Source organism: Bacillus sp. FDAARGOS_1420, from assembly GCF_019344915.1.
Classification (GTDB): domain Bacteria; phylum Bacillota; class Bacilli; order Bacillales; family Bacillaceae_G; genus Bacillus_A; species Bacillus_A mycoides.
Genome location: NZ_JAHWJB010000001.1, coordinates 200,128 through 225,886 on the forward strand (window position 1 = coordinate 200,128; position 25,759 = coordinate 225,886).

The following is a 25,759-nucleotide window of genomic DNA, read 5'->3' on the forward strand; positions in this document are numbered from 1 at the left end:
GTCCTTAAAATTGCTCTATCCGTTTTCGTTCACGATCTTGAAGTTCTGTGGTATACCTATAAGTTCCACCTGCTAATTCTTTCCCATCTAACATATTCGTCATATTCACAGTAACATTGAGTTCTTTTTCTTTAGATTGGTTATTTGGGAATACCTTTTTACTAGTAGCCGAATTATTAGGAATATTAGGCTGCCTATAATTTGTCAAACCACTTACCGCATCATTTGGAACACTACGATGAGAAGTTTGGAATCCGAAATCAAAAACAGATGGCATGTTCCCCATTTGTTTCTTAACAGTTCCAACTACATTTTTGGCTGCATCGACAACAAGCCGTTTCCCTTTATCCATACCGACGCCAACACCTTCTGGAACCGCGCTACCAACTGGAATCATCACTTTAGATGGACTGTTAATCTCTAGCGCTCCGGAAATAGTCTTTTTAATCTCTCCTGCAATTTCTTTCGCTTTACTATACAAGCCTCCCGTTGCCCTATCTAATCCTGTTTCAAGCCCTTCTATAATTGATTTACCGATGGAACTTAAATTTATAGTACTGAAAAACTTTTCAACTGTATTCCATTTTTCTTCAATACCGTTCTTTATTTCTTGCATTTTATCTGTAACTGCTTTTTTCTTTTCTTCGAATTTCCTTGAAACCGTATTTTTTATGTCATCTACGGTATTACTTGCTGAAGTTTTTGTTTCTTCCCACCATTTTGTTATACCTGACCAGGTTTCTTTCATCTTCTGAACTACATTATCTTTCATTACTTGGTATTTTGACTTTATCTGACCTGTTTCCCAATCCACTTCATTTGCATGTTCAGCTGCTTGCGCTTTAGCTTCACTTATAATTTCAGTGTGCTTATCTTTTGCTGTGGAAACAGTGCTTTCATATTGACGTTTGGCCTCTGCAATAGCTGCATCTGCTTCTTCTTTATTAAGTGTTCCTGACTCATCTCGCAGACGTATCGCATATGCAATTTTATCATCACGAGTTTTCTTTGCATCTTCAATAACTTTGTCTCTTTGTTTGGCGCTATTCTCTACAACTTCCGCGGCCTGTCTAGCTGTAATTTCACTAGCCTGCACACGCATATTTTCAAGAATAACCTTTTGCTCCATTTGATTTTTAGACATATGCTCAACTGCAATCCTGTCCATTTCATCTTGTAAAGCTTGTAAAGAAATTCTTTCAGATGTAGTAAGATCGCGTTTTTCATTTGCTGCTGTTTGAATAATTTCTTTCATTTTATTTTCTTTCTCTTGCGTTTTTAGCTGTTCTTGTTCGTAATGTTGATTCATTTGTTCCATCCGCTTATTTTCTTCTTCCGCGGTTAATACATAAGAATCCGCAAAAAACTTTTTCAGTCCTTCCACTTCTTTTTGTTGTCTTGCGTTTGTTTTTTCTATAATCGTGTTAGCTAATTTGTCATACTGTCCAATGAGCTTTTGCGACTGTTCTTCTGTTATTACTTCATGGTTTAGTCTAATGTCAGTTAACTTTTGTCTAATACCATCAGATAACTTGAAATACTCACCAAGAACTTTCTTTGTAGATGAGCTTACTTTCCCTTCTGTATTCGTAACAAAACGATCTACCGAAGCAATACTGTCTTCAGTTGCTTTTTGATATGCTTTATATGCGACAACTCCAGTTCCGATAAGAGCTGCCGCTATTAATCCAACTGGACCGAGTAATAGCCCTATTGCACTTCCTAAAAATCCAACTGCTCCAGCTGCCGCTCCAGCAATTCCACCAATTGGCGCTAAGGCTAAAGATAAAGCTCCAATTCCTGAAACAACCATCCCCACTACTCCAAGAAATACTCCTATCGCTGTTACGATAGCGGTTATTGCAAGAACAATACCACCTGTAATTGCGATTGCCTTCTGTATAGGTCCTGGAAGTGCATTAAATCCATCCACAAGTTTTTGTAAGCCACCCACAAAAGCACTAATCACAGGGGCGAGTGCATCACCAATTGTCTTTTTCATTGTGTCAAATGCTCCACTTAATTGTTCGATGCGGCCTTTCAACGTGTTCATTTTCGTGTTCGCTGTCTCCAAAGCGGTTACTTTAGACATCTCGGTATACATTTTATTTACACCTTGTGAACCTTCGTTAAATAAAATCGTTGCGCCACGAACTGCGTCTGAACCAAATAACGTCTCTAAAGCCATACTTCGTTGTTGGTCTGTTAAACCTTTCATGGATTCATGAAGAATTCCAGATATATTTTCTAGACTTTGTATATGCCCTTGTTGATCGTAGAATTTTGATGATAAGAAAGCCGAACTTGTTGCTAACTCACGGAATGTCGTATCACATTTATCATTCCATTTCGTAACGCCTTCAGATTTCATTACATATTTCTCTAATGCAACTTCAATATCTCCTACACTTCTAGATGCTGGTGTGATCCCGTTTTTAACCAAGAAATCAAATCCCGCCTGCGCATTATAAGTGATAAGACCCAAATCTGCCATCTTGTTATACGCTTCTTTAGTTGAAGGATTCAAGCGCATAAGCATCGTCTTTAAAGACGTACCTGCATCAGAACCTTTTAAACCATTTTGAGCAAATACAGCTAAAGCTGTTGCTGTATCTCTAAATGTCATACCAGCTCCTGCTGCAACCGCCGCAGAAGCTGATAGACCATATTTTAATTCATGTACATCAGTAGCTGACGCGTTAGCTGCACCTGCAAGTAAGTTAGCTGCATCTGTCACACTTAAACCATCCCTTTTAAATGCATTTAAAGCGGTTGAAGCAATTTCGGCTGCTTCTCCTAGTTCTAATTCACCAGCGGCCGCTAAGCTTAGGGCTCCTTCTAATCCGCCATCAATGATATCCGTTAAGCCAACACCAGCTTTTATTAATTCTTCAATCCCTTTTCCGGCTTCTACAGAAGAATATTTCGTATCTTCCCCATATTTAACAGCTAATTCGGAGAGCTTACTCATTTCTTGTCCTGTCGCACCAGATACCGCTTTTATGTTAGCCATCTGTTGCTCAAAGTTCATAGATTCTTCCACAGCTGATTTTAAACCTCGACCAATTGCATACGTCATACCACCAAATACCATGCCGATCTGCATACCGGCATTTTGCAAATGATTACCTAATGTCTCCATGCGATTACCGAAGTTCAATAGACGATTGCCTTGTTGTTCTAGTTCACGATTTGACTGCTGTAATCCAGTTTCAAATCGATTCAGTTCAGCTGTTGCCCGATGAATTTGTTCAGCGTATCTTTGTGCTGATTGACTCGCTTCGCCTTCTTCTGTTTTAGCGCGATGATAGGCTTGTTGAAGTTCCCTCATTTTTTCTTTTTGTTTATCTACCGTACGAGATAAAACATCAACTTTAGCTCTTGTTTGTTCAGTCGCATGAAAAAAACCGCCCATGCCTGTTGTAATAGACTGAAATTCAGCCTGTAGGGATTGTAAAGAATGATTTAATGTATCCATCCCTTTTTGTTCAGCTTGCTTATTTACTTGCTTTAATTCATTTTCAAATCTATTTAAATCAGCAACTGCTTTATTCACTTGTGAAGCGTATCGCTGGGTTGCTGCATCATTCTCACCTAATTTAGCCTTATTTTGATCATAGGCTTGTCGTAATGCTTTCACTTTTTCTTTTTGTGCATCAATAAGTCTACTGAGTGTGTTCATTTTCGCTTGTGTTTGTTGACTAGCACTAGCGAAACCACCCATACCTGTACTTACAGACTTCAATTCATTCTGTAATATCTTTACCGCACGTCCTGAATTTGCAATGCCTTGTCGGAAATTTACGTTATCGAGGGAAAGCCTAACGACCAAATTATTCATTTCATTTGCCATCGTCTCACCCTCTCATTAAATAATATTTTCAGCTGGAACTTCTATTTCATTTGCATGCTGATTTTCACGATTTGAATTCTCTTGTTCACGATATTTCTGATTTAACCGTAAATAATGCCAAATATCCATTTCGTTATCAATATGATGATGTTTATATCCTTGACGTAATAAAGAGAGGTAGAGCTCATCCATAAATTCACGGAACGTTAGCTCTCCTCCCTCTACGCGTTTGGGCTTGCTTCTGCCCCTGTACCACCAGCCGCTTCCACAGTTTCATGAATAATCGCATTAATGACTTCTGTCGTTGTCGATAAAAACTTACGAACGTCAATACCATCCCAATATTGATCTAGTGTAAATTGTTCACCATACACCTTTACTACATATTGAACCATTTTATCCATATCTTCTGGACCTGGATTGTTTGGAATATCCGCAAGCTCAGGAGCTTGGCGTATAAGACGTGCCGGTATAAATTTCGGCATATTAAAAATTTGGTTTTCTCCATCGATTAGTAAAGATAATTTCATCGCTTCTTCCTCCTGTAAAAAAAAATAGAGAGAGCCTCCCTCTATTTCGTTTATTTTGGTGATGGTGTTACTGCCTTTTCATATACTTTCTTAAACCAGTTATCTCCGATAACTTTTGTGAATGTAGGTTCATCTGCATCCGCTGTGAATTTTGGTCTATCATCAAAGTCACGCTCAATAAATGACCCTTTTAGTTTCGTTGTTTGGAAGTTTGCTTTATCTTTCTTCGTTTCGCCTTCTTCTTCCTCTTGCGAAAGTTTCCCTTTTAATAGCCACACATATCGATATTTTCCGTTCACCTTTAAAAAACGCCATCCAATTGCTAGATACGGCTTTTCACCCTCACGCTTTTCGTCTAATACGCCATCTTTCACTTCTGGATATCCTTCAATATCTGCTTTTGTGGATAACGAAATGCTACGAAGTTCGATTTCTACTTCTATTTCCCCATCAGATTCCGCTATTTCAGACTTTTTATTATCACTCCACATAATTTCGGAAGATACCTTTTTTGACGTTTTAACCTTTACAGCGCCTTCCATTTCCTTTACTGCACTGTATTGAACACCTGTCGTATCATCTTTCAATATTTTTGCGTAAACAAGGTTATCTACCCCGACAGTCGAACTAATTTTAATCACTTCTCCAGCCATCTATAACTCCACTCCTTTTGCAAATCGCATCGCATAATGAAAAATTTGTGTATCCTCTTCATATAAATCAGCTACCGCATAACGTGAGAAACCAATCCTTTTCATGATTTCATTCACTTTTTGATGGATCGCTGTTGTACTACCCTTTGACCAAATATCGATTTGGAATGTGATTTCACTTTCACTTTCCTCATTATCTGCAAATCCATCTGGCCTATTGTCTAATTCAAAAAACGTTATACGTGGAAACTCTTCAGCGTTTTTGGCTTTACGATAATACACACGTTTTCCACCTAATAAAGAAACAAGCTCCTGATTCTTTTCAAGAGCTTGTACAATTTCAGGGCGTAAATTCATCATACATGTAGCCTCATTTCGTTCTTCAAGATGTCTGTCATAGCACGAATTGCTGCTTCTTTTGAAGAATTAAAACCTGGTTCTATAAATGGCTCTGCTGGCATTTTAGACGTTCCCCATTCTAAGAACTTTCCGTAGAAATAGGGGGAACGATCCGCTTTATCTATACCAATTTTAATCGTTTTTATGCCGCCCTCCATTTTTGCTTTTGTAACCCGTATATGATCAGCCAAATGTTGTCCTGTACGCCACGGTTCACTTTTCGTTGATTTTTTAGGGCTATCACTCCTTGGAGCTATTTTTGAAATAGCTTTTCGAATCGGTTCCCCACCCGCTGCAAGAGCTTTATCTTCAATCTTTTCTCCACGTAGACCCATTTGCTCTAATTCAGAAATGAGACGGTCAAATCCTAAAAAATCAACACCATCACCCATTCATACCACCACGCTTCCACATAATTGATAACATGTGTCTTTCAGTTGGAATCACTGAAACAATGTCATACGTCATATTCTTATACTTGATTTTCATGTCAGCATTCACATCAGCGCGAAATCGGATTTCTGTTTCACCCTGCACTTCACTGTTGGCTGCGGCTGCTTCCAAGTATTTTCTTCCCTTTAAAAAAATAAAAGAGCCCCATACCGTAAAAGAATCTTTATACCCATCTATTGGATCACCGTCTGGGCTCTTTGCATCCTCATCTTTTACTTGAAATGTAAGACGTTTATCTAATTTACCTGGGTTCATGTAGAATCACACTCGCAATATTGCAACTGAACGAGTATTGATTGCAAACTAAATGCCAATTGTTCAGCTTTTCCAACCGCTTCACGGTTTTCATGCCAATGAGCAATTAAAATACGAGCTGCTAATTTAGCTAGCTCGCTCTTCAAATCTACAGTTTTACTTGTGGCATTCTTGATATATATTTCAGCTGCTATTACGAAAGATGTAATAAGATCGTCCTCCTCATCACCATCCACACGAAGATACTTTTTCGCTTCCTCCACTGTTAGTATCAAGAAGGACACCTCCTACCTGATTAAGCACCTGTTTTAGGCGTAACCGTAATTTGCCCATACACAACTGCTTCTGCATCCCATAATGTAACGTCTTCACGCTCAATTGCTCGAAATTCAGACGTGTTTGTTCTCCAAGCATTTCCGCCTTCTTTCGTCATATCGATAGATAATTGTTTTCTATCCCAAAGAATAACTGCTTCTTTTAAGTCACCAACAATGAAAGGTGCTTTTCCATCTTTATCTGTAGCAATTGTTTTATTAGACAACACAATAACGGGCTTACCAGCGAACAGCTTACGAGTTGGGTTTGTTGGATCTGGTTGAAGTAGTGGGCGTCCATTTTTATCTTCCAACTGATCTAAGTAATTCAACCCATCTTGGTTTGTAAAGATATTTGCTGCTGATGCAAAAGCTTGATCTAACGTTACGTTTAATGTCGTTTTAAGGCCGTTATAATCTTTTAAATCGACCTTTGCCAGCTTATTCACTTCTTGTAAAATTAAATAATTTCGAGTCGCAATCGATTTCTTCGCAATCCACTGACGTAAGTAAGCTTCTAAAGCTTGATCTGTATCGCTTAATAAATCATTGGGAACAGGTAAGAACCCCGCATAATCTTCAATTGCATACGGTAAACGCTCAAATTGTGGAGAAGTAATTTCTTGCATTGCATTTGGTTTTCCGTATTCTGATAATGGCGCAAATGGTGTAGACATTGCACGTTTTTCTAATGTACACGCACCTTTATTTGTTGAAACCGCCTGTACATTTACATATTGTTCTAAGCTATCCACCGTTTGTTTGAGCTGATTAATTGTAGTCGTGATATCTTCCGGAACAATGTAACCGCCATCTTCTCCTTTATTTTCAGATAATGATGCTTTGTATTCCTGCATAACGCTTGCTTCTTCATGACTTAAATTTTGACCACGTATAGCTTTCATAAATACTTCTTTATACGATGTATCTTCATTTTGAACTGATGCTGGAGGTAATACTCCTGTTTGTGAATTGACAGGGTCTGAAACTTGGATTTGATTCATCGCAAGATAATTATCTAATTCATTTTTCGCGTTTTTCGCTTCCACAATTTTTACCTTTGCCTCTTCATATTTACCGCTGTTATTACATTCTTCCGCTTTCGCTTTTAAGTCAGCAACTTTTTGACGTAATTCTTGTTCACGTTTATCCATTCCGTATTTCCTCCTCATATTGGCACAAAAAAACAGACCTATAGTTCTAACAGGTCTAGTGCATTTTGAATTTTTAATTGTTCATTATTGTTCTTCTTTGGAATAGAAGGCGTTTTTGCTACAATCTTATTTGGTGTTTTTTGATATTTATCAAAGTAATTACTGGTACATGCTGCAACGTCTTTTGCTTCCACAACCTCAATATTGAAGTATTTTTCAGCTTCTTCCCCACTTAACCAAGTCTCCGCATCTACTAACTGCTGAATCTCTTCTATTCCAATACCATCTTTCAGATTTTCTTTGTAGACATTCAAAATGCCAGATTCAATGTGATCCAAATCCTCTGCCATCTTTCGAAAATCATTGGCATTCCCTGCCGTGTATGCCCACGGTTTATGAATCATTAGAAAAGCATTCGAAGGAATCACAACACGGTCACCCGCTAAAGCAATAACAGAAGCAATAGAAGCTGCGACTCCATCTACATAAACAGTTTTTTGTGCCTTATTTCGCTTTAGCATATTATAAATAGCTAAACCAGCAAATACAGAACCACCACCACTATTTACATAGATATTCAGGTTACTTTTATCATCCAGTTGTCCTAACATGTTTTTCACATCATCCGGCATCACATCCGAATCGTCCCATTTCCAAGCTGTATTATTGATAATATCACCGTAAATATACAAATCTGCCGAAGAATCTGTTTGATTTTTGACGGTAAACACATTATGCATCCTCTTCACCTCCCCCCATAGGCGCTCCCGCTTTCGCTAACTGATATTCATCTGCAATTTCAATGGATACATGGTTTAAATCCACGCGATTCTTATCTCCGTGTTCCCCAATCCCGTCCATATCCTCTAGTTCTAATACCTTATTAATCGAGAACACACCACGGTCTAACATAATGTTATAGAACTCCGCTCTAGATTTCTGGTCCGCTCGTAAAAGACTGGTTAAGTTAAACTTGAGATAATATCGTTTTTGTTCACCAAAAGAAAAGACTTTATAAGAAAATTCCTCTTCATACTGAATGAGAATCGGGCTGAGTGTATTTTGAATAAAATCCAGTGCTTGTTGTTCAATATTGGAGAATGTCGCACGATCTAATTCATTAATCATGTGCAAGGGAATGTTAAAAATATTTGCGATTTCACCTTTATCAAACTTCATTCCTTCAATAAACTGGGCATCTTTTAACGGCATACCCACTTTTTCAAATTCGAGACCTGCATCTAATATCGCAATACGCTGCGCATTACTCAGACCTGTATTGGCTTCTTCCCATGCCTCACGAAGCTTGTCTTTTGCCTCTTTATTCAGGGGTTGCGCTGTTTTTAGCAACCCACTATGGGTCGCACCTTTCCTATAGAATTTCCCCTTGAACTTTTGCGCTGCCTGTGAGCTTCCAATCGATTCTCTTGCGACTTGAATCGGTGGTTTCCCCTTCAGACCATCAGTCGATAATGTCGTGAGATGAATGACATCATCAGCTGCTAGTTTCACAGGTGTCCCATCTGGTAAACTCGTGAAATACCACAGTTGATTTGTTTTCACATCGATAACGGGGTTTGTGACAGCTGGATTCAACACCCACAATTCTTTTGGTCTTCCATCCACTCCCCAGTGGATGTTGATATACGCATTGCCCCACGTGTTCCGATGCGTTTCAATTAAATGTTTAAATTTAAACGGACTTTGGTACGGATTCGGACGCCTTTCCAGCACAAATGAGACTTGATGCGCCTTATCCCGTTCTCTTCCCTTCGCTGTCTTTTTAAACGTTTGAAACGGAAGCATCGCAACACTATTCGCTAAAATGTTCACGCACCGGTATACCGTTGGTACACCTAACGAAGATTCTACGGTAACCCGTTCTCCGCTCGTTGCTTCATAACTAAATAAACTCCGAAACCAAGGTGCTGGATTTCTTAGATCGGTCGTATCCTGATTGCGAAACAAATTCCGGAATATCATATTTTCACCTCCCCTCTATTTCCTCGCGATCACCACCCCGATCAGTATAAGAATGATTCCCAGCAGATACCATCCATACAAAGGAGCCATGCAAAAAGTCGTCCCAATGATCACGGACAACCCCGAAATGATAAAAATATCTTCTAAAATAGTAAGAAAAACGTATAAAAATCTCATAAAATGCCTCCTAAAATGAGAAATCTGAACTTAAAATATACGCATTTAAATCCATTTCTCCAGAATTCAGCATACAGCGAACGTGTGAGTTGATGACAGCCGCAATTGGATCAATCCTTTCGGTTGCCTTTGACTTGTCCAACATGATGTTTTCGTTCGCATCCTGTTTTGTTATAGCGTTACTAGTGGCCCAATTTAATACAGGATTGTTATTGTGGATGACTTTCTTTAGATACACTTGTTCTCTAAAATCTTTTGTAGGACCTGATAGAGTTGCCATCCCTTGGCGTATTTCTATCATCGTATACCCTTCCGCTTCCATGTCTTGCATGAATTGCGTTGCATTCCAAGGATCCGCACATATTTCTTTAATCTTAAACTTATGATTTTTTTCCATATTTCTAATATGTGTTTTGATAAATTCATAATCAACTACCGCACCAGGTGTTGTCGTAATCCATTTTTGTTGCACCCACAGATCATAAGGAACTTTATCCGTTTGTCTCTTTTCAGCTAACGTATCTTCCGGCATAAAGCTATGACTTAAAACAATATACTTATCATCCTTCTTGAACTCAAATGAAATGCTCGTTAAGTCAATTTTGGCTGATAAGTCGACTCCTACTGTACATTCCAAACCTTTTAATTCAGATAATTCAACAGTTCCATCACAATCTTTCCACTTTTTCATATCCATGTAGCCATTTTCCTTCATATCAACCCATCGATTCATATTTTTAGTAAGGAAATTCCGCATTTTCTCTGGCACATCTAATGCTGATTGTAACTCTCCTTTTAAAAAAGAGCACCCTTCTTCATAACTACATAAAATAGGATTTGCCTTCTCCCATACATTTGGGTTTGTAATTTCATCATCTTTATCTAATTCATTGACCATTACAAAGTATTCTTCATTTTCAATATCAATATTTGGATCTAGAATTTTAGAAACATATTGATATTCCACACGATAGCAAGGGTTACTCAAATTAAATCCTGCTGTCGTAATAATCATCATTAATGGATTAGGACGAGCTCCCGAACCAGATACAAGAACATCATATATTTCAGAAGTAGGATGTGCATGGTATTCATCGATAATACCGCACTGAACATTCAATCCATCACCAGATTTACCAGCATCTTTTGAAAGTGCGGAAATAAAAGAATTTGTCTTTAAGTGTTCAATTTTCCCATAAGCAATATTAAATTTATCTTTTAGATCGTCACACCCATTCATTTGGGCCTTAATCTCATTCCAAACAATTTTACTTTGCTCTGTTTTTGTGGCACCAACATATACTTCAGACATATTCTCACCAAGGGCCATTGCTTCATATGAGCCCACGCACGCTAAAGATTGTGACTTTGCATTTTTACGTCCTACTTGCCAATACGCTTTTTTGAATCTTCTTAAGCCTGTATTTCGGTGAACCCATCCATAAATATTACTAAAAACAAAGATTTGTATAGAATGCGGTTCAATTCTTTGTCCAGCCAGTTTCCCTTTTGTATGTTTAAATAAAGACATCCATTTTAAAAAACGAAGTGTCTTTTCTTCATTGAAAACATAAGGGAAGTCTTCAGAACCTTCACGCTCAATATCTCTTAAAAATCGTTTGCAAGCTTGTTTATGTTTCTGACAGGCAATGACCTCACCACTTCGTACATCATCACAATAGTCCAACATCCATTGTCTAATCATGTTATATGTCAAACTCCTTTTCTACGTTAGTTTTCGGACCTTGTTTTATATTTGGAATTACAATTTTTGCTCTTGCACTTGGTGTAAGACCAAACTCAACAGCCAAAGCCTTCATTTGCTCATGTAATTGCTTCTTCTTTGTAAGTAATGGATGTGGCACTTTATTGGTTTCAGCCGCTTTATTGGTATACTCAACAAGTAGTCCTTCTTCTCGAATAATCTTGGTGCATTCAACATAGTCAGAAAAAGCATCACAATAAGTTGCTAGTGCATTTACATCTATGTTTGTAATGACATCCAACTCTAATAATTCACCTGCAATCCGTTTGAACTCTCTCTTAGCAACTGAATCTAACCATGTGGGTGGTTTTACTTTATCCTTTTTTGCTTGTAACTTTTTTTCAGCCGCTAACCTTTGATTGATTTCTTCTTTTGTTAGTCGACTTGTATTTCCTTCTAATAAATGTAGATGAATCGGTTTCGCTTTTCTTCCAATGAGAACCACCTCCTTCAGCCGAACCCCCTTTTATGGAATAAAACGAAATTTTTGCACAGAAAGCTAAGCGGCGGTCTCCAGGAAGTCGCCTTTTGCTTTTTCAAGGTGGGGGGTGTTTATGAACCTTTTCTTTCGCATCATTTTCTGTTTTTCTTCTCGTCTTCTTTTGTTTTCTTATTGTGACAAGCATGGCAAAGTGTTTGTAAATTAGTTGGTTCTAATCGTTTTAACCAGTCCACACGAATAGGAATGATGTGATCGACTACATCACCTATCTTAATGATGCCCTTGCTTCTACATTGAACACATAGACCATGATCTCTACGATAAACAAGCCCACGCATATCCTTCCACAGTCGTGAGTTGTAGAAGGAACGTGAGCTTTTGTTTCGGATATGTTTGTCGTAATATCTTACGGTTTCTTTTTCATTTTCTAAATGTTTAGCGCAATACTTATCCCTTGTTAGTTCGTTGCAACCTAACGACTTACAAGGTTTGAATGGTTTACTTGGCATCGGAATCGCTATCCTTATTCAACTCTTCAATAACCCAAGTTCGTTTTGGATAAGTGACTGGTGGTAAAGGAACATGTTTAGTGGTTTTAATTATCGTATAATCCTTCCCAAGTTCATCTAACGCACCCATAACACGTAACAATTCTTCTTTATCTTCAATACGTTTCTTATACATTACCGTCGCACTCCTTTACTTAGTTACTCCCATCCTCTTCCTTACCCGTTTCATTTCATCCTCAATAGCAAGATTCTTTTTATTAATCCGTTCATGACACTTCGCTATATCAGTTTGATGCTTACGAATCTTATCATTCACATATGCAGCAACATGTTCATGGCCACAATGAGGGCATATAAAGTAACATTTCTCAATACGATTAGGAAGTTGTGCCACTTGTGGTTGCATGTCGTATTCTTTATTGCAGTTAGAACAGTAGACTTCCATCTATCCTCACTCCTTACCTGTTTTTTTAGAGAATAACTTTATAACTCTGAACGTCAGGAACACAGGCCATAATGGAGTAAACAAGCAAATTATAATAAGCGTGACTGCAATTGCTTCTCCTTCCTCATCGCCCTCCTCTTCTTTCAGCGTCTTATGCAAAATAGGTCGCATATGAACGGATACATACACCATACCTACAATAAGATAAGCTAATAACCATAGCATTCTACTTTCACTCCCTTCGAAAGAATATTCCGATTATCTATTTACAAATAAATACAAGTTGTTATAATGAAAGTACATTGCCATCGGATGAGACTTGAAAGCCAACAAGTTTCGTCCGTTTTTTATGTCTAAACCTTCAGAAATTCATCCATTGTTTTATCGAGCAGACTAACCATCGCTTCTCTTCTTTGCTTTGGTGTTGTGTTATCATGTAGCTCGTTATGGATTAAACTTGCTTGTTCTAACTTGTTAGGTTCGATATGTGCATTCACTACTTGCTCGCCCAATATAGAAATGAATGTGCCAATCAGAACTGATTGTTCTTGTTTATTTAGTTTCATTTATCTCACTCCCTTTAACTACGCGACCTTGGATTGAATCAGCTGTACGTTCGACAATAGTTTCCGCTACAACTCTTCCATCTAATGAAACCCCAACTTTACAATCCATCCCTACCGATTTACTATCGTTAATCTTCTTAATTATTTCAGATTGTTTATTTATTAGTTGAACATGAGTTATATCTGCTTTCGTTGCTAACGTTTCTTCTAACATATTGACCTTTCTATTTAATGCTTCTACATTCGTTGAAACATCAAGTAATGCTTGTTTCAGACCATCTTTATTTCTTTGTAAATCACTAACGTTTTTTTCCAATTCATTAATTTTAATTTCAAAATATTGATTATCCATCTTTTATCCTCCTCAAAATTAAAAAACAACATGTTTACGCTTATCTCCTCTTTGCGATAAATCAGATATATCAATGTTCGTTTTATATAATTCGTTCTAACCAAATCTTTCCTTCTAAATAATAGATTAAGTTCAATAACAATAACGCTTCTCCACTCTCCACACCTAGCTTGTACTCAACTTCTTTTATCGTATTGTTGCATCCATTCTTGATTGCCTCTTCTCTTTTTACCACGGCTTCATATAGTTCCTTATTGTTCTTCTTAAGAATCTCATGTAGTACTTCCACAGTTAACACTCGTTTTTTAGCCATTTCATTTATCCTCCTTAAAATACGAAAAGCATCCGTTATGGATGCTTTCTCTTTAATCTTTCATTACTTGTTTCCATTCTAAATACGGAAGGGACATTTGGTTGTATTTTTATATTAACTTCTTCAATTGTTACTATGTGCTGAGGATTTAAAGTAACATGCATCTTATTCCCCGTTTCTGCATCTATTTGCGGAACAAGAATAAACTTATTGTAAATTTCCCCATCCTTATTTATAAGTTCCTTCTCAATCAAAACACTCGGCTGAATTGGCACAATATATTCATTTCCATTGGATAAAATAATTTTAGAATAGCCACTCATCCTAATTACCACCCTTACCTCATAAAATGACTGACCTGATACTGTATACCTATTTTTACTATTTATATTAGATTACTTGCACTTTTAACACATACCATTTCTAAAGGGAGTGCTTTATGAAATTTGCACACTGTTTGTTATTTATTTTTGTTCTTCTCATACTTATGGTTGCTTGGTTTGCTTCTTAATACAAAAAAGAGCATCTCAATGGATGCTCTCCCTTTTATCAACGGTATCATTCAATCAGTACCATCTGCTGGTTTCGGATTTTATGTGCCGTCATTACGAACCGTTTAGGATTTTAGAAACAACATAGTGAGTTGTGTTTTCCGCCACTTCTCACAATACAAATATAACACGAAAATTCCAAAACAACCGGCATATTTCCTGCCAAAAAGCGGTCACAACTCTGCCACGTTTTTTATTCTCCTCATTTCAAACGTTTCCACTTCACTTGTCAGTTCCACCTGAACCCCGAGAAACGACTGATCCAAATTCTTTATTTTCTTTTCAATTAACCAATCAGGATAAGCTAATTGCTCTAATACTGTTTTATAGTAATCTTGGTTTAACCTTAATGTGTTTGGCTTTTCTCCTTGCTGCAATTGGTATTGAACCAATGCTTGTAACAACTTTTCACACATCATCTGTTCCACCTCTCATTCATTCTATATAACTTTTATACGTCATGTGAACATTTTATACCTTCCAATTACCCATATGTTTAATTGTGTGTCATTCACCAAAACGCTACATCCCGTGTTATCACTGTTTTTATAAGACTTTCTTTTCTCAATTACACAGTACGAAATTTATGGGTAATTAGTAGAAATATAAAAAGATAAAGCAATGATTAGATTTTAAATCTGCTCATTGCTTTATCCATTGCATCTTGGTTTACACCTATATAGCGTAACGTGACCTTCTCTGACGAATGATTGAATATCTCCATGAGTAATGCTATGTTTTTCGTTTGCATGTACATATGATACCCATAGGTCTTTCTCAGTGTATGTGTACCGATTTCATCCAATCCAAACTCTGCCGCTGTACTTTTTAATATTTTATATGCCATACTACGACCAATCGGACGATTTTTTCCTTTCCTACTCTTCAATACATATTCTTCAACTTCTCTTCCTTCACTGAACCATTTCAACTCTCTTTTTAAAGCTGATGTGATTTGAATACGTTTTTGCTTCCCTGTCTTCATTTCACGCATTGAGATGTGACTTCCTTGTACATCTCCTACCTTCAGTTTTAGAATGTCACTTATGCGTAACCCTGTATTGATTCCCATTACAAACAAAATATAATTACGTGCATTCTTTTCTTTTAAATATTCTTTGATTTGTTGTATTTGCTCTGGATCACGTATTGGCTGGACAAAATTCATGATTCACTGCCTCCAGTTTCTTCAGTCTCATAAACTTCTAATCTAAGAGCAAAAGCAAGCTTATAGAATGCTCTAGCTTTCACACGTCGATACGTACGTTCACTCATTCCCATCTCGTTATAAACCATATAGTCACATATATCTTCATCTTCTAAATAACGTTTAATAATAATATCCCTTTGACTATTACCTGCAATTCCATTACCAAATCGACCTAAAGCTTGATCAATGCGAAACGCCATCTTTTCAAGCCATTCCTCACGTTCACTTTGTTGAAGATTAGAGATTGCTATATCTTCTAAAGGTTTTCCCACTGCATATGTAGGTCCATGCTCTCTCATTTCATAATAAGGAGTGACTTTCATTTCCTTACGCATCATTCCAAATTGCTTATATATACGTACACTTTCTAGAATACCCTCTACTTTCTCTTGTGTTGTTGCTCGGTCTATTTTGGGTAAAAAAGATAATTGTTTCGTCATGTCAGGCCACTCCTTTTTATTTTCAAATTACTTTTGTCTCCATGCTCCACGTCTACGCTCATAACGTGGTCCACGAATTCCCATTAAATCTTCAATTTCACGAGTTGTTAGCTTTTCTTCTCGCTTTTTCTTATGTCTCTTTTTTGCTTGCTTAGATAGTTTTTTCCATTCACGTAGCTGATCTTTTAGCGCCTTTATTTTCCCCATCTCCCTTACAAAATAAGAAAGAGGACACCATTTATTAAAACAGCTTAATTGCTGCTCTAAAAATTGGTGTCCTCTAGTTTTCTAGCCGGACTTTATTCCATTCCTCTATTCAAACCATATCTTATGCTTTAACTTCCTCCATTTCTTCATTCATCTTTTCTTGTATTACTTTCAATGTACTTAACATCAATTTGTAAAATGTATAATTATTTGTATAGTCTATTTCTTTATAACTTTGCTTCATTTGAGTTACTACAAAAGTATCTTTATGATACTTTTCTATATACAAAATGCTTTTTGATACCCAAACTCCAAAATTAACTGAATCAAAATATAATCGACCTTTGGATTGCTTTACCTCAGATTCTAATGCTTCCCCTAATTTTATTAAATGATATAACATATACTGTACTCCCTCCTTTTAATTCATATACCAATTCGACAGTAATTTTGCGCATCCTACCAATTTTGATAAAATATTTTTCGCTATAAATTTACACAAAACATTTAAATACCACTCAACAAAATTATTTCATTACGTTTTAAATGCTTCATTAATCTTATTGATTACCTCATTTAATTCGCTCTCTGTTTCTAAACCCACGTATAAAATTCTCATTTTGATTTATACTATATTTGAACCTTAAATATAGTTATGCTTCTAAATTCTATGAATGAATTTCTCCTAATCCATTTGCACCACTGAGCAGTTAGCTTTCGCTAGCTGTTTTTTATTTTAAATTTCATTGTCACTCCTATTACGACATTTTCATATGTTATTGTATAGCCACTTCTTTTCAGATGTGAGCTCATTCCTTTTATTCCCAAAAAACCTTTATGAAGTTCCATGCATTTTACACTCCAAGAAAGAGCACTGTTCGAAGGTGCTCTTTTATATTTTTACACATCTGAATATCCCTTAATATATAACACATACTATACATGAGCGATAAACCAGAATTCATAAAACCTTCCTCCCTTGTATTTCTTCACTTCTTTTGAAGAGCAGTTAGCTTTCGCTAGCCGTTTTTTTGTAGTACAGGCACCTATTTATTAGCAGGTGAATAAACTATTTTGAACCTTACTTTTCGCATCATTCAATTGTTCATGACTCACAAACATAACAATAATGAATGCTTAAACACTTCATGAACGAGTACTTGTATACGGTGCTCGTTTTAATTTTCAAACTCCACAGTAACCCAGCGATTCCCCTTAAAAATCCACATACATTATAGTACGGTAAAGCTTCTCATAAAAGCATCTCTTTCGAAGAGCACTCATTCTTAGTGCTCTTTTTTTGTGAAGATTTTCTACAAAATGAAATATTTATTAAAACCTTTCTCAACACCAACACATAGAAAACAGACTCCATTTTTGGTAATATGTAGTTAGTCTCTATATGCTTAGCTTTATTAAAAGGACCCGCCCCCCCAAGTGCGGGTCCTTTTAAACTTTCCTACTAAAATAGCGTATTTATTAAAAAACTTTCACATTTAAACTAGACAAGCATATGTTATTGTATGGAGAGATTCTCCACTCATAAAACCCTACCGTTCAAAGAGCATGCATATATGTGTGCTCTTTTCCTTTGTTCTCAAATAACGATTTTGTTCAACATTTCTTTTTCACCCTTCACGGGAAAATGTATATATTAATGTAAGTACACATGTACTAAGCTTACAAATTGGGCATTGTGGGCTGTCATCTCATTAAAAGAGCATACATTTTGTATGTTCTTTATTCATTTCCAAATAAAGATTTTGTTCACTTTTATAGCTTACTATTCCTCATAGTTGTGTTTTTCTTCTAGGACTTTTATAAAGTTAAAGTGTCCATCGAGATAACACTCATTGATATAACCCACAAAATATATTTCATTAACTTCGCTTAAAGTAAAATTTTCATTTTTTCATTCAACCAAGTTCATAACATATTCTTTTCCTCCGATAAAATAATAATTAGGTGCCCCACGCGTATTTTATCCACTGGAAATAATACCTTTCACGCACTTACGTATTAGAAACTTCATTTCTGCTTCTTCTGCAATAGCAATTTTGTTCAATTTTCCGATACATTTATGAAACATTCGTATGTTATCTTCAGTATGTTCAATCCTTTTTATAAAACCGTGTGAAATATACCAAAACAAGAATCCCTAGAGCCCTAACTCTAGGGACTCTTGTTTTTAAATAAGGATTTTGTTTAATTTGTATAAGTTCCATCCTTCACCAATACATCATCACGCACACGATTCCAATCGAACATAACCTCTTGAAGTTTATCTCCGTTGAATTCCACCCATGTGCCAAAACCCTCGATTTCCCTAATACCTGTAATCATGGCTTCTCGCCCCTCGACATCCACTAACACCATTCCTTTTTGTATAAACTCAAGATCATTTAGCTTTTTCATCTCATATTCCCCTTTCTCCAAAATAACTATTTTGTTTAGTTTTCTTCTTTAATTTCCTTAGCTAATTCCACCGTTCCGATTTCTTTATAAGGCTGAGCACTATAACCTTTATCGTGCAGAATCTTAACCACTTCTTGCATATCCTTCCAAGCTGCTGTACCTTGTCCAAATTTAATAGTAATTGTATTCATTTTTCATTCCCCTTTACGAATAATCTTTTTTACATTACACATACTATCTGCAAGCCGACATCCAACGGCTGCACTCTTTCAAATCGGAGAATTCTCCTCCGTGTGCCGTGCAATAACGTAGCAGGTAACTTAATCGGTTGCCTGCCGTTTTTGCGTATAATCGTAAAATTTTTTGTGCAAAATAACGCTTTTGTTTAGTTTTACTCTTCAAAACTTCATCATACAAACTTATAAAAGTAGTTTATTTATTACTTGTCTGCAACTTAATATCTGGAATAATTTCTTCCGGTCTAAACAGTACTTTGTAATGGTATGCATCTTCGTACTTAGCATCTGTTTGTTCTATGAAGTAACTTACATTATCACTTAATCCAAGGTAATGTTTCTTATATTTACCATCACCAGCGTCTAAAGCACATAATCCCTCAATGCTTAAAAGATATTTATCAGTTATACCATTGAAGAACACTACTCTTCGTTGAACCTCAAACGAATCAGCTGATTTAGATAAATTTTGTGAAACTGTATCTGCTTCTGTACTACAACCTGCTAAACCCGTTATTGCCATAATAGACATTAAACCTGCAATTATTTTCTTTTTCATTTTCTGCTCCCCATTTCTTAATAAAATTCAAATTTAATTGTTTTCTTAATGCTCCACCTCCAATGTTGCTGTAAAATCTATTATTGGAAGGAGGTGGAATATATGATAATTATCAATATGCTTGATGGTGAAAAAATTGAAATCCATAAAGATACTATCTTAATTGGAATCAATAATGCTCCACGTACTGATAAACCCAATGAACGATTATTTTATCTTCAGCAAATGTACATAGGTAATTTGCAAGGTGATTTCGAAAAAGAAGGCTCTGCGATTTCTACCTCAGACGAAAGATTAGGAATTGGCGGATTCCTTCTTTCTCATGATATGTTTTCAATTGGTGATGACAGTGATGCAACTTTATACCTTACATCAGCTGTTAAATCTATCAGCGTAGTCTAATATTGTGCCAGCGTGCTAGCTTATGAGCTAGTACGCTATTTTCTTTTTCTAATCCTTTTAATAAATCAATGCATTTATTATTAAATTCATTTCTTGCCTGTACCTCATGTTCTGGTACAAGTACAGATACAGATCCTTCAAGCTCAGTTTTATATTGAACATTGGAATACACGTTTCTATAGTAATCGTTCATTTGTGGAACTTGGCCATCTAATGTTTTTGCTCGAAATACTTCAATCATTTTCGTTTTTTCCATTTCTCATCATCCTTTATTTAAAAATCTATATTTTATCGCTTAAACTTAACGGTAGATGTTGTTTGTGTATGAGACACTTTTCCATCTACCCAATGGACAACTTGTTGTCCATATCTGCTTTCTGGCGGTTTTAAAAAAATGATTTTCCCATCTTCCACAATGTAGATGCCATTTGTTTTCATGTCTATTTCACTTTTCATTTATGTCCTTTCTCCTTTGCATATGTTTGTCTATTACACGCAATACAAGAGCTCTCTTGATGAAAAATGCCCTTAATCCAGCTCCATAATTTCTTTCAACGTTCGATTGGACACATATACTTTAATAATTTGAATGCTCCCGTATGTTTCTACTGCTTTTTCTTTTGCTTCAGTCTCTGTATTTACTTCAAACCAACGTAACTTCTGCTTTTCATCTCGGTCAAAAAATTCTACTGCGTAAGTTGGTGTAATCAACTGATTGGAAAGGAATTGTTCAGAAGTACTGCATGCGGCATAATTCATGGTTCCTACAACGTCATCAAAAGTTAATTGTTTCATGCCCCTAGCCCCAACGTTCTTTTTCCAATCGTACCTTTTCTTGCTAAATCCATAATAAGTAGAGTAACTTCGTCCGGATCCCTTTGTAATTTCTCACCTATTGCAAATACACTCTCGTTGTTTTTCCAAGCATTCTTCACTCGTAATACGTCGTCTTCATCCCAAAACATGTCCAGTTCTTCTAAAGCGATGTACAAGTTACGTCGTTCGTTCTTCATGTATTTTCGTTGCTGAGCTGAAATTGTATAGTTTTCTAACTTTAAATCAGTCATAAGTCTACACTCCTCTTCTATTGGCACATATTAAGAACTCTCTCCAAAACGCTGTAATCTTTGTTTAGCAATCTCTCTTCGATAGCTTGTTGCTTTATTTTCAATTGTCAAACTCGTTTCCACCATACGATCATAAGATCGCTTCCCCACTTGTTGTAACATTTCTTTCGGCTTTAAATTACTTGTATACAAAGTAGGCATCTCTTTTCGATAACGTCCATCAATGATATTAAAAATCTTTTCTTCCACCCATTCCGTCGCTTTCTCAGCTCCGATATCATCTAGAATAAGTAAATCGCATTCTAATAGGGCTCTCATGATTTGCGCTTCATTCTCCTTGTTTTCACTGTTAAACGTGCTACGGATACGCTGGAGCAATTCTGGTACACTTTGAAATACAACGATGTATCCTTGCTCTGTTAATGTTTTTGTAATGGCAGCTGCCAAATGTGTTTTCCCGTTTCCAGGCTCTCCCCATACCCAAAGTGATTCTCCCTGCCATTCTGTAAAAGCTTGTACGTATTGTTTTGCTAACTGACACGCCGTCTCTGAACCATTCCGCTCTAGAAATGCTGAAAATGTACTTTTATCAAAACGATTTCCCACATTGTGAATGCTAAATAGTTTTTCAATTCCTCTTTTCTTAGCGAAGTTTTGATACTCTCTTACTTTCGCTTCTTCACGCTCTACCGCACATTCACATGTAGGAAATACTTTATTTTTTATCCGTAATGCTGGGACTTCTACTACGATTGCCTTAATAAAAGAGTTACAGTGTTCACAGGTATAACCTTCGTCTTCCTCTTTACAAGCCGATGTATTCAAAATCCTCGTCATCACTCTTTCCACCGCTTCCATGATTCTTCGCTCCTTTTCTAGCATTCATTTGGATTGTTAGTTGATCAAACTTTTCACGTAGCTTTTTAGGAGATAAGATGTTTCCTTGCCAAAATGGATCTGCTTGGCACCAATCAATCACATCTTTTATCTCTTGTAATTCACGTTGATCTTTTTCACGCATTAATCTAAAATCCTTAGACCAAGAAATAAAATTAGGCTCTTTTTGTTTCGGATTATTACTCTTAATTTTTTCAAACAAATATTTTGCCGCATTGACGTCGCAAGTTTCAAACTTGTGACAATCCTTCTTTTTATTTGTAGTAATCTCTGTAGTAGTCTTTGTAGTAATCTCTGTTAAAGAATTTACCCTTTCGGTAAGTTGAATTTCACCCAAAGGTGCATTTGGAACTTCCCCAAAGGTCAAAATGCATTTTACCCTTTCGGTAACTTCGGAAATGTTTAACTTTATATGATGAGTCGGAGCACCATTAAATTTAAATTTTTGAACTTCTACAAACTCTTTCTCAATTAAAATTTTAATTGCCCGATCGTATTGCTTAGGAGTAATTCTAATCTCCTCTCTCCAATCTTCACGACCTTTAGCAAGCCAAAATTCTCCGTTCTTCTTCACTTTCAGCTTGCTCTTCCCTTGTTCGTTAGGTATGTACCAGTAAACAATTTGTCCTAACAAGATTCCTGCGATTAAATCCTCTGTAATATCCACATAAGCAAGTCTTACCGTATAACCATTTCTCGCAAAGGTTTCTAATTGAAATATATTGCTACTCATCTAATTCACCTGAGCCCTTTCACAAATTGCCATACCATTTTCTATTTTCAAAATCCGATAACCTTGGTAACGATTTGGCACACTTGTTATATATATGAGCGTTGCTAGCTATCTCTTTTTCTCTTTTTCTCTTTTTCTCTTTTTCTCTTTTTCTCTTTTTCTCTTTTTCTCTTTTTCTGTTTTTGTGCCTTCATATACCCAAGATGGGAGGACGATGCTAGTCACGATATTCGATGCGAGCATAGGCCTTTTCTCCTTTACAAGGAAATCTCAACATGATACAATTTCCGTATCTTAATCTCGCGATTTTTTCCAAAACACCCTATATCCCAATAGGGTGTTATTTATTTCTCAACAATATAAATTGAATATTCTTTCTTTTCATCTATCATTTTTCATATTTTCCTGTTAAAGTATGATTAAATCGTATTCTTTCACGAAATACCCTAACTTTTGACCTGCTGAAACAGGTCTTTTTTTGTATGCATGACGCAACATATGTTATGATGGATGTAATGTGTGTGTTTATTAAATCACCAGCCCCAACTGGTGGTTTCTCTTTACCATCCTTTTCCCTAGGAAAAAAGATTTTTGTTTCATTGGCTTATAATTTGGATTCATCTTTAAAAATGCCCGTGTCTTTCTTGTATGAACAGTAGATTTTTTCATCTCTAATTTCACAGAAATTTCCTGTTCTGTAAAACCATACCCAACATGCATAATAATTGTTTTTTCCTCTTCTTCCAGTACACTTGTGACTTCTTGAAGTCCTACTGACACGATTACTTCTTCTTCCACATCAATTGGTGATACTGCATAATACTCGTTTACTGTTTCCTGACCTCGATGCAAATCAATCGAATGAATATTCATTTTATTCCTTTCCTCATGACTAACTCGTCTGCTGATTTTAAAAGGCGTTCCTTTCATGTGAATCTCATCACTTATTGCCCATTTCATACCTTTCATCACGTATGCATTGAATGTATCTACTCTCTCTGGATCATATTTCACACAATGCTCCCATAAATACATATGACCAACTTGAATTAAATCATCCAACTCCATATTATTCATTTCTGCAATTTGTCCGGCTCTTGCGATACTTCCAAACTGTTGCTTTATTGATGCAATTACTAAATGTTGTTTTTCTTCAAATAATTCTTGTGCTGTCATTTCCTTTTACCATCCTTTCTTATTTTTAGTTATAATAGTTTGCTATACAATGCACCCTCTCCACGGCTGAAGCATTAATCCCTCTACTTCTTAAATGTGCTACAATCCTTAAGATACTTTTACGATCCTGTTCAAGTTGGGTATCATGTTTTTCTTTCTCACGATATAGCGCTATAAGCTCTTTTCGGGCCAATCGTGCTTCTTTAATCCAAGTGCAAAGTAAAAATGGATCGTTCTTTTGAATCGCTTCTACTTGTTTCTTTTCACAATGTTGTAAGAATTCATCTAGTATTTGTTTTTTCTTTACATCTTTCTTTAAAACTGATAACGTCATAGCACTTTCTCCCCTCAAATTCATTCCACATCTTTTGTAAATTCTTCAATTGGTTTATCTAGTGCATAAACAGCAAGTACAAACCCACAGATGCTAAACCTAACGATACATAGTGATACAATACTTTCTTCCATCATGGTTATCTTCCCCTTTCGGCTTGCTCTACATCTCAGAGAACTTAATTTGAGCGTTTACTACATTGATTGTTTCGCTCAACACGATTGGCAACGTGTACTCTCCAACAATCTTTGTTGCTAATTCTAAATGACCACGTTTAATTGCTTTATGGCTTGTTACTCCAAATTCACGATACAACTGGTTATAGATATCACGGTAGACCTTACCTCTTATTCCTGCATGTTGATACGCATTAGATTGTTTACCACCTAGTAGCGCAACGCCATGACGCTTAACTGCATTGGATATTTCGTCACATTCTACTGCAAATAAGGGAGCGTTTTCTCGTAAGTCTTTGACATCTGATTTGATGTGCTGGAGTTCTTGCTTTTGCCCTTCTAGTGCTTCGAAAGTAAGCTTTAGAATACTCATAGGATCTGTAGGGACTTGTTGTTGGTTCTGGATGTATTCCTTCATACGTTTAAATTCTTGTATAAATCGAATTTTTGTTTGCACTGCTTCTTTCGTGTTGTACCCAAAAACAACCAATGTAAATGCTTCCTCTGTTAAGTTGTACTTAGGATACATTCGACCACGTTCATTTGTGTAAGTTGACTCTCCAAAATTGGTGAGTGAGAATTCTTGTCCTGCATAATCCATTTGAGTACGAATGTCGCGAAGAACTTTGTCATGTTCTTTCCCAAACATCTCAGCGATCGTCAAGCTATCTGTCACTACCTCACCATTATTTTCAAATACTAATTCGTTATGTAACGTTTTTTCGTTTTCTACTGTTAATCCATCCATGTGAAGCCCTCCTCAAATTTAATAATGCTTGTCCACTCTATTCACTTGGAATGACTCGTGTTGAATTTGTATAGCGATGAACTAAATCTAATTCACCATCTACTTTCTTAAAAATCAACCAGTCGTCTGCATTTAAGCTGTAAGAATTGATATGTATTCTCTCTCGTTTGGTTGGTCTTTTACCGTTTTTCATGGGTGCCCTCCTTTTTTGTTTATTTTGCAAACAGCTCGTCCACTGTTGTTTTGAAGTATTTTGCTAGTTTCTGAGCTTCTTTTAGGGTGAAATCACTTTTACCGTGTTCCTTAGCAAAATATGTTCTCGTTGAAATGTGAATTAAATCTGCCGCCTTCTCTTGTGTCATGCGTTGCTCTTTTCGAGCGATGAATAAGTTTTTGTGCATAGGGATCAGCTCCTTTTAAAAAAAATTATAGATTTCACACGTAT

The 25,759-nt window shown here is 36.4% G+C and carries 41 protein-coding genes and 1 pseudogene; 1 reads left to right on the forward strand and 41 read right to left on the reverse strand.

What is annotated here, in order from left to right; all coding sequences use genetic code 11:
- Positions 1–4 precede the first annotated feature (4 nt).
- From I6L50_RS01175 to I6L50_RS01315, 29 genes and pseudogenes are all read right to left on the reverse strand, one after another.
- Positions 5–3,853: a phage tail tape measure protein gene (locus I6L50_RS01175; protein WP_219300084.1), complete on the reverse strand. Its 3,849-nt coding sequence runs from the start codon at positions 3,851–3,853 to the stop codon at positions 5–7.
- 15 nt (positions 3,854–3,868) lie between these two features.
- Positions 3,869–4,045, reverse strand: a complete 177-nt coding sequence (locus tag I6L50_RS01180; protein ID WP_219300086.1) for a hypothetical protein — start codon at positions 4,043–4,045, stop codon at positions 3,869–3,871.
- 29 nt (positions 4,046–4,074) lie between these two features.
- Positions 4,075–4,383 carry a phage tail assembly chaperone G gene (gene gpG / locus I6L50_RS01185; protein WP_219300088.1) on the reverse strand — a complete coding sequence of 103 codons (309 nt, stop codon included), beginning with the start codon at positions 4,381–4,383 and terminating at the stop codon, positions 4,075–4,077.
- A 50-nt stretch (positions 4,384–4,433) separates the two neighbouring features.
- Positions 4,434–5,036 (reverse strand): major tail protein, encoded by a 603-nt coding sequence (locus I6L50_RS01190; protein WP_219300090.1) that lies wholly within the window; start codon positions 5,034–5,036, stop codon positions 4,434–4,436.
- Positions 5,037–5,396 (reverse strand): tail completion protein gp17, encoded by a 360-nt coding sequence (gene gp17 / locus I6L50_RS01195; protein WP_219300092.1) that lies wholly within the window; start codon positions 5,394–5,396, stop codon positions 5,037–5,039. It abuts the gene before it with no gap.
- Positions 5,393–5,827: an HK97-gp10 family putative phage morphogenesis protein gene (locus I6L50_RS01200; RefSeq protein ID WP_219300094.1), complete on the reverse strand. Its 435-nt coding sequence runs from the start codon at positions 5,825–5,827 to the stop codon at positions 5,393–5,395. The genes gp17 and I6L50_RS01200 overlap by 4 nt, the downstream gene beginning before the upstream one ends.
- Positions 5,820–6,143: a phage head closure protein gene (locus I6L50_RS01205; RefSeq protein ID WP_219300096.1), complete on the reverse strand. Its 324-nt coding sequence runs from the start codon at positions 6,141–6,143 to the stop codon at positions 5,820–5,822. Before I6L50_RS01205 ends, I6L50_RS01200 begins: the two co-directional genes overlap by 8 nt.
- Complete coding sequence (locus tag I6L50_RS01210; protein ID WP_219300098.1) at positions 6,140–6,418, reverse strand: head-tail connector protein; 279 nt, start codon at positions 6,416–6,418, stop codon at positions 6,140–6,142. The genes I6L50_RS01205 and I6L50_RS01210 overlap by 4 nt, the downstream gene beginning before the upstream one ends.
- A 20-nt stretch (positions 6,419–6,438) precedes the next feature.
- Complete coding sequence (locus I6L50_RS01215; protein WP_219300101.1) at positions 6,439–7,611, reverse strand: phage major capsid protein; 1,173 nt, start codon at positions 7,609–7,611, stop codon at positions 6,439–6,441.
- Positions 7,612–7,649: 38 nt separating this feature from the next.
- Entirely contained in the window at positions 7,650–8,351 is a 702-nt protein-coding gene (locus I6L50_RS01220; protein WP_374108346.1) for a head maturation protease, ClpP-related, read from the reverse strand.
- A complete protein-coding gene (locus I6L50_RS01225; protein WP_219300105.1) occupies positions 8,344–9,594 on the reverse strand; it encodes a phage portal protein in 1,251 nt (416 codons plus the stop codon). Before I6L50_RS01225 ends, I6L50_RS01220 begins: the two co-directional genes overlap by 8 nt.
- 187 nt (positions 9,595–9,781) lie before the next feature.
- Positions 9,782–11,476, reverse strand: a complete 1,695-nt coding sequence (locus I6L50_RS01230; protein ID WP_219300107.1) for a terminase large subunit — start codon at positions 11,474–11,476, stop codon at positions 9,782–9,784.
- Position 11,477: 1 nt separating this feature from the next.
- The gene (locus tag I6L50_RS01235; protein ID WP_219300109.1) at positions 11,478–11,981 is read right to left on the reverse strand and encodes a phage terminase small subunit P27 family; all 504 of its coding nucleotides are present in this window, start codon (positions 11,979–11,981) and stop codon (positions 11,478–11,480) included.
- A gap of 128 nt (positions 11,982–12,109) precedes the next feature.
- The gene (locus I6L50_RS01240) at positions 12,110–12,487 is read right to left on the reverse strand and encodes an HNH endonuclease (protein WP_219300111.1); all 378 of its coding nucleotides are present in this window, start codon (positions 12,485–12,487) and stop codon (positions 12,110–12,112) included.
- Entirely contained in the window at positions 12,477–12,662 is a 186-nt protein-coding gene (locus tag I6L50_RS01245) for a hypothetical protein (protein ID WP_219300113.1), read from the reverse strand. The genes I6L50_RS01240 and I6L50_RS01245 overlap by 11 nt, the downstream gene beginning before the upstream one ends.
- Positions 12,663–12,677: 15 nt before the next feature.
- Positions 12,678–12,932: an Mrp/NBP35 family ATP-binding protein gene (locus tag I6L50_RS01250; protein ID WP_219300115.1), complete on the reverse strand. Its 255-nt coding sequence runs from the start codon at positions 12,930–12,932 to the stop codon at positions 12,678–12,680.
- A gap of 6 nt (positions 12,933–12,938) precedes the next feature.
- Positions 12,939–13,157, reverse strand: a complete 219-nt coding sequence (locus I6L50_RS01255; RefSeq protein WP_219300117.1) for a hypothetical protein — start codon at positions 13,155–13,157, stop codon at positions 12,939–12,941.
- Positions 13,158–13,285: 128 nt separating this feature from the next.
- Positions 13,286–13,498, reverse strand: a complete 213-nt coding sequence (locus I6L50_RS01260; protein ID WP_219300119.1) for a hypothetical protein — start codon at positions 13,496–13,498, stop codon at positions 13,286–13,288.
- A complete protein-coding gene (locus I6L50_RS01265; protein WP_219300121.1) occupies positions 13,485–13,850 on the reverse strand; it encodes a hypothetical protein in 366 nt (121 codons plus the stop codon). The genes I6L50_RS01260 and I6L50_RS01265 overlap by 14 nt, the downstream gene beginning before the upstream one ends.
- An 82-nt stretch (positions 13,851–13,932) precedes the next feature.
- The gene (locus tag I6L50_RS01270; RefSeq protein WP_219300123.1) at positions 13,933–14,163 is read right to left on the reverse strand and encodes a hypothetical protein; all 231 of its coding nucleotides are present in this window, start codon (positions 14,161–14,163) and stop codon (positions 13,933–13,935) included.
- Positions 14,164–14,198: 35 nt separating this feature from the next.
- Positions 14,199–14,486, reverse strand: coding sequence for a hypothetical protein (locus I6L50_RS01275; protein WP_219300125.1), 288 nt, complete (start codon positions 14,484–14,486; stop codon positions 14,199–14,201).
- Between the two features lie 401 nt (positions 14,487–14,887).
- Positions 14,888–15,130, reverse strand: coding sequence for a hypothetical protein (locus tag I6L50_RS01280; RefSeq protein WP_257475346.1), 243 nt, complete (start codon positions 15,128–15,130; stop codon positions 14,888–14,890).
- A 209-nt stretch (positions 15,131–15,339) separates the two neighbouring features.
- A complete protein-coding gene (locus I6L50_RS01285) occupies positions 15,340–15,882 on the reverse strand; it encodes a site-specific integrase (RefSeq protein ID WP_219300130.1) in 543 nt (180 codons plus the stop codon).
- Positions 15,879–16,364, reverse strand: coding sequence for an ArpU family phage packaging/lysis transcriptional regulator (locus I6L50_RS01290; RefSeq protein ID WP_219300132.1), 486 nt, complete (start codon positions 16,362–16,364; stop codon positions 15,879–15,881). The genes I6L50_RS01285 and I6L50_RS01290 overlap by 4 nt, the downstream gene beginning before the upstream one ends.
- Before the next feature lie 27 nt (positions 16,365–16,391).
- Positions 16,392–16,571: a hypothetical protein gene (locus I6L50_RS01295; protein WP_219301312.1), complete on the reverse strand. Its 180-nt coding sequence runs from the start codon at positions 16,569–16,571 to the stop codon at positions 16,392–16,394.
- Positions 16,572–16,692: 121 nt separating this feature from the next.
- Complete coding sequence (locus I6L50_RS01300) at positions 16,693–16,974, reverse strand: hypothetical protein (RefSeq protein ID WP_215591031.1); 282 nt, start codon at positions 16,972–16,974, stop codon at positions 16,693–16,695.
- Positions 16,975–18,776: 1,802 nt separating this feature from the next.
- Positions 18,777–18,986: a hypothetical protein gene (locus tag I6L50_RS01305; RefSeq protein ID WP_219300134.1), complete on the reverse strand. Its 210-nt coding sequence runs from the start codon at positions 18,984–18,986 to the stop codon at positions 18,777–18,779.
- 41 nt (positions 18,987–19,027) lie between these two features.
- Positions 19,028–19,177 (reverse strand): annotated as a pseudogene (locus I6L50_RS01310) (DUF8088 domain-containing protein); the annotation flags it as partial.
- 241 nt (positions 19,178–19,418) lie between these two features.
- The gene (locus I6L50_RS01315) at positions 19,419–19,781 is read right to left on the reverse strand and encodes a beta-sandwich lipoprotein (protein WP_098938800.1); all 363 of its coding nucleotides are present in this window, start codon (positions 19,779–19,781) and stop codon (positions 19,419–19,421) included.
- Positions 19,782–19,883: 102 nt separating this feature from the next.
- Between I6L50_RS01315 and I6L50_RS01320 the strand changes: the two genes are divergently transcribed.
- Entirely contained in the window at positions 19,884–20,183 is a 300-nt protein-coding gene (locus I6L50_RS01320; RefSeq protein ID WP_219300138.1) for a hypothetical protein, read from the forward strand.
- On the opposite strand, the gene I6L50_RS01325 is transcribed toward I6L50_RS01320, so the two are convergent.
- The 12 genes from I6L50_RS01325 to I6L50_RS01380 all read right to left on the reverse strand — a co-directional run bounded on the left by I6L50_RS01325 (position 20,170) and on the right by I6L50_RS01380 (position 25,715).
- Positions 20,170–20,439 carry a hypothetical protein gene (locus I6L50_RS01325; RefSeq protein WP_219300141.1) on the reverse strand — a complete coding sequence of 90 codons (270 nt, stop codon included), beginning with the start codon at positions 20,437–20,439 and terminating at the stop codon, positions 20,170–20,172. The genes I6L50_RS01320 and I6L50_RS01325 overlap by 14 nt on opposite strands.
- A gap of 32 nt (positions 20,440–20,471) precedes the next feature.
- The gene (locus tag I6L50_RS01330; RefSeq protein WP_098424766.1) at positions 20,472–20,639 is read right to left on the reverse strand and encodes a DUF3954 domain-containing protein; all 168 of its coding nucleotides are present in this window, start codon (positions 20,637–20,639) and stop codon (positions 20,472–20,474) included.
- Positions 20,640–20,711: 72 nt separating this feature from the next.
- Positions 20,712–20,978, reverse strand: a complete 267-nt coding sequence (locus I6L50_RS01335; RefSeq protein ID WP_219300143.1) for a hypothetical protein — start codon at positions 20,976–20,978, stop codon at positions 20,712–20,714.
- A complete protein-coding gene (locus tag I6L50_RS01340; RefSeq protein ID WP_219300145.1) occupies positions 20,975–21,250 on the reverse strand; it encodes a helix-turn-helix domain-containing protein in 276 nt (91 codons plus the stop codon). Before I6L50_RS01340 ends, I6L50_RS01335 begins: the two co-directional genes overlap by 4 nt.
- 30 nt (positions 21,251–21,280) lie before the next feature.
- A complete protein-coding gene (locus tag I6L50_RS01345; protein ID WP_257475347.1) occupies positions 21,281–22,108 on the reverse strand; it encodes an ATP-binding protein in 828 nt (275 codons plus the stop codon).
- A complete protein-coding gene (locus I6L50_RS01350; RefSeq protein ID WP_085312622.1) occupies positions 22,056–22,880 on the reverse strand; it encodes a replication protein in 825 nt (274 codons plus the stop codon). Before I6L50_RS01350 ends, I6L50_RS01345 begins: the two co-directional genes overlap by 53 nt.
- Before the next feature lie 108 nt (positions 22,881–22,988).
- The gene (locus tag I6L50_RS34680; protein ID WP_257475348.1) at positions 22,989–23,123 is read right to left on the reverse strand and encodes a hypothetical protein; all 135 of its coding nucleotides are present in this window, start codon (positions 23,121–23,123) and stop codon (positions 22,989–22,991) included.
- Positions 23,124–23,408: 285 nt separating this feature from the next.
- Positions 23,409–24,056 (reverse strand): sigma-70 family RNA polymerase sigma factor, encoded by a 648-nt coding sequence (locus tag I6L50_RS01360; protein WP_219300147.1) that lies wholly within the window; start codon positions 24,054–24,056, stop codon positions 23,409–23,411.
- 25 nt (positions 24,057–24,081) lie between these two features.
- Entirely contained in the window at positions 24,082–24,390 is a 309-nt protein-coding gene (locus tag I6L50_RS01365; protein WP_219300149.1) for a hypothetical protein, read from the reverse strand.
- Positions 24,391–24,552: 162 nt separating this feature from the next.
- Complete coding sequence (locus I6L50_RS01370) at positions 24,553–25,314, reverse strand: Rha family transcriptional regulator (protein WP_219300151.1); 762 nt, start codon at positions 25,312–25,314, stop codon at positions 24,553–24,555.
- A gap of 37 nt (positions 25,315–25,351) precedes the next feature.
- Entirely contained in the window at positions 25,352–25,507 is a 156-nt protein-coding gene (locus tag I6L50_RS01375) for a DUF6906 family protein (RefSeq protein ID WP_219300153.1), read from the reverse strand.
- A 19-nt stretch (positions 25,508–25,526) separates the two neighbouring features.
- A complete protein-coding gene (locus tag I6L50_RS01380; protein WP_219300155.1) occupies positions 25,527–25,715 on the reverse strand; it encodes a helix-turn-helix transcriptional regulator in 189 nt (62 codons plus the stop codon).
- Between the last annotated feature and the right edge of the window lie 44 nt (positions 25,716–25,759).

Excerpts from the sequence above, each read along its gene's own strand:
- I6L50_RS01175 (WP_219300084.1), bottom strand. The coding sequence starts at position 3,853 with ATGGCAAATGAAATGAATAATTTGGTCGTTAGGCTTTCCCTCGATAAC.
- I6L50_RS01180 (WP_219300086.1), bottom strand. The coding sequence starts at position 4,045 with ATGGATGAGCTCTACCTCTCTTTATTACGTCAAGGATATAAACATCAT.
- gpG (WP_219300088.1), bottom strand. The coding sequence starts at position 4,383 with ATGAAATTATCTTTACTAATCGATGGAGAAAACCAAATTTTTAATATG.
- I6L50_RS01190 (WP_219300090.1), bottom strand. The coding sequence starts at position 5,036 with ATGGCTGGAGAAGTGATTAAAATTAGTTCGACTGTCGGGGTAGATAAC.
- gp17 (WP_219300092.1), bottom strand. The coding sequence starts at position 5,396 with ATGATGAATTTACGCCCTGAAATTGTACAAGCTCTTGAAAAGAATCAG.
- I6L50_RS01200 (WP_219300094.1), bottom strand. The coding sequence starts at position 5,827 with ATGGGTGATGGTGTTGATTTTTTAGGATTTGACCGTCTCATTTCTGAA.
- I6L50_RS01205 (WP_219300096.1), bottom strand. The coding sequence starts at position 6,143 with ATGAACCCAGGTAAATTAGATAAACGTCTTACATTTCAAGTAAAAGAT.
- I6L50_RS01215 (WP_219300101.1), bottom strand. The coding sequence starts at position 7,611 with ATGGATAAACGTGAACAAGAATTACGTCAAAAAGTTGCTGACTTAAAA.
- I6L50_RS01220 (WP_374108346.1), bottom strand. The coding sequence starts at position 8,351 with ATGCATAATGTGTTTACCGTCAAAAATCAAACAGATTCTTCGGCAGAT.
- I6L50_RS01225 (WP_219300105.1), bottom strand. The coding sequence starts at position 9,594 with ATGATATTCCGGAATTTGTTTCGCAATCAGGATACGACCGATCTAAGA.
- I6L50_RS01230 (WP_219300107.1), bottom strand. The coding sequence starts at position 11,476 with ATGATTAGACAATGGATGTTGGACTATTGTGATGATGTACGAAGTGGT.
- I6L50_RS01240 (WP_219300111.1), bottom strand. The coding sequence starts at position 12,487 with ATGCCAAGTAAACCATTCAAACCTTGTAAGTCGTTAGGTTGCAACGAA.
- I6L50_RS01245 (WP_219300113.1), bottom strand. The coding sequence starts at position 12,662 with ATGTATAAGAAACGTATTGAAGATAAAGAAGAATTGTTACGTGTTATG.
- I6L50_RS01250 (WP_219300115.1), bottom strand. The coding sequence starts at position 12,932 with ATGGAAGTCTACTGTTCTAACTGCAATAAAGAATACGACATGCAACCA.
- I6L50_RS01255 (WP_219300117.1), bottom strand. The coding sequence starts at position 13,157 with ATGCTATGGTTATTAGCTTATCTTATTGTAGGTATGGTGTATGTATCC.
- I6L50_RS01260 (WP_219300119.1), bottom strand. The coding sequence starts at position 13,498 with ATGAAACTAAATAAACAAGAACAATCAGTTCTGATTGGCACATTCATT.
- I6L50_RS01265 (WP_219300121.1), bottom strand. The coding sequence starts at position 13,850 with ATGGATAATCAATATTTTGAAATTAAAATTAATGAATTGGAAAAAAAC.
- I6L50_RS01270 (WP_219300123.1), bottom strand. The coding sequence starts at position 14,163 with ATGGCTAAAAAACGAGTGTTAACTGTGGAAGTACTACATGAGATTCTT.
- I6L50_RS01275 (WP_219300125.1), bottom strand. The coding sequence starts at position 14,486 with ATGAGTGGCTATTCTAAAATTATTTTATCCAATGGAAATGAATATATT.
- I6L50_RS01280 (WP_257475346.1), bottom strand. The coding sequence starts at position 15,130 with ATGTGTGAAAAGTTGTTACAAGCATTGGTTCAATACCAATTGCAGCAA.
- I6L50_RS01285 (WP_219300130.1), bottom strand. The coding sequence starts at position 15,882 with ATGAATTTTGTCCAGCCAATACGTGATCCAGAGCAAATACAACAAATC.
- I6L50_RS01290 (WP_219300132.1), bottom strand. The coding sequence starts at position 16,364 with ATGACGAAACAATTATCTTTTTTACCCAAAATAGACCGAGCAACAACA.
- I6L50_RS01295 (WP_219301312.1), bottom strand. The coding sequence starts at position 16,571 with ATGGGGAAAATAAAGGCGCTAAAAGATCAGCTACGTGAATGGAAAAAA.
- I6L50_RS01300 (WP_215591031.1), bottom strand. The coding sequence starts at position 16,974 with ATGTTATATCATTTAATAAAATTAGGGGAAGCATTAGAATCTGAGGTA.
- I6L50_RS01305 (WP_219300134.1), bottom strand. The coding sequence starts at position 18,986 with ATGAAAAAGCTAAATGATCTTGAGTTTATACAAAAAGGAATGGTGTTA.
- I6L50_RS01315 (WP_098938800.1), bottom strand. The coding sequence starts at position 19,781 with ATGAAAAAGAAAATAATTGCAGGTTTAATGTCTATTATGGCAATAACG.
- I6L50_RS01320 (WP_219300138.1), top strand. The coding sequence starts at position 19,884 with ATGATAATTATCAATATGCTTGATGGTGAAAAAATTGAAATCCATAAA.
- I6L50_RS01325 (WP_219300141.1), bottom strand. The coding sequence starts at position 20,439 with ATGGAAAAAACGAAAATGATTGAAGTATTTCGAGCAAAAACATTAGAT.
- I6L50_RS01330 (WP_098424766.1), bottom strand. The coding sequence starts at position 20,639 with ATGAAAAGTGAAATAGACATGAAAACAAATGGCATCTACATTGTGGAA.
- I6L50_RS01335 (WP_219300143.1), bottom strand. The coding sequence starts at position 20,978 with ATGAAACAATTAACTTTTGATGACGTTGTAGGAACCATGAATTATGCC.
- I6L50_RS01340 (WP_219300145.1), bottom strand. The coding sequence starts at position 21,250 with ATGACTGATTTAAAGTTAGAAAACTATACAATTTCAGCTCAGCAACGA.
- I6L50_RS01345 (WP_257475347.1), bottom strand. The coding sequence starts at position 22,108 with ATGGAAGCGGTGGAAAGAGTGATGACGAGGATTTTGAATACATCGGCT.
- I6L50_RS01350 (WP_085312622.1), bottom strand. The coding sequence starts at position 22,880 with ATGAGTAGCAATATATTTCAATTAGAAACCTTTGCGAGAAATGGTTAT.
- I6L50_RS34680 (WP_257475348.1), bottom strand. The coding sequence starts at position 23,123 with ATGCTCGCATCGAATATCGTGACTAGCATCGTCCTCCCATCTTGGGTA.
- I6L50_RS01360 (WP_219300147.1), bottom strand. The coding sequence starts at position 24,056 with ATGACAGCACAAGAATTATTTGAAGAAAAACAACATTTAGTAATTGCA.
- I6L50_RS01365 (WP_219300149.1), bottom strand. The coding sequence starts at position 24,390 with ATGACGTTATCAGTTTTAAAGAAAGATGTAAAGAAAAAACAAATACTA.
- I6L50_RS01370 (WP_219300151.1), bottom strand. The coding sequence starts at position 25,314 with ATGGATGGATTAACAGTAGAAAACGAAAAAACGTTACATAACGAATTA.
- I6L50_RS01375 (WP_219300153.1), bottom strand. The coding sequence starts at position 25,507 with ATGAAAAACGGTAAAAGACCAACCAAACGAGAGAGAATACATATCAAT.
- I6L50_RS01380 (WP_219300155.1), bottom strand. The coding sequence starts at position 25,715 with ATGCACAAAAACTTATTCATCGCTCGAAAAGAGCAACGCATGACACAA.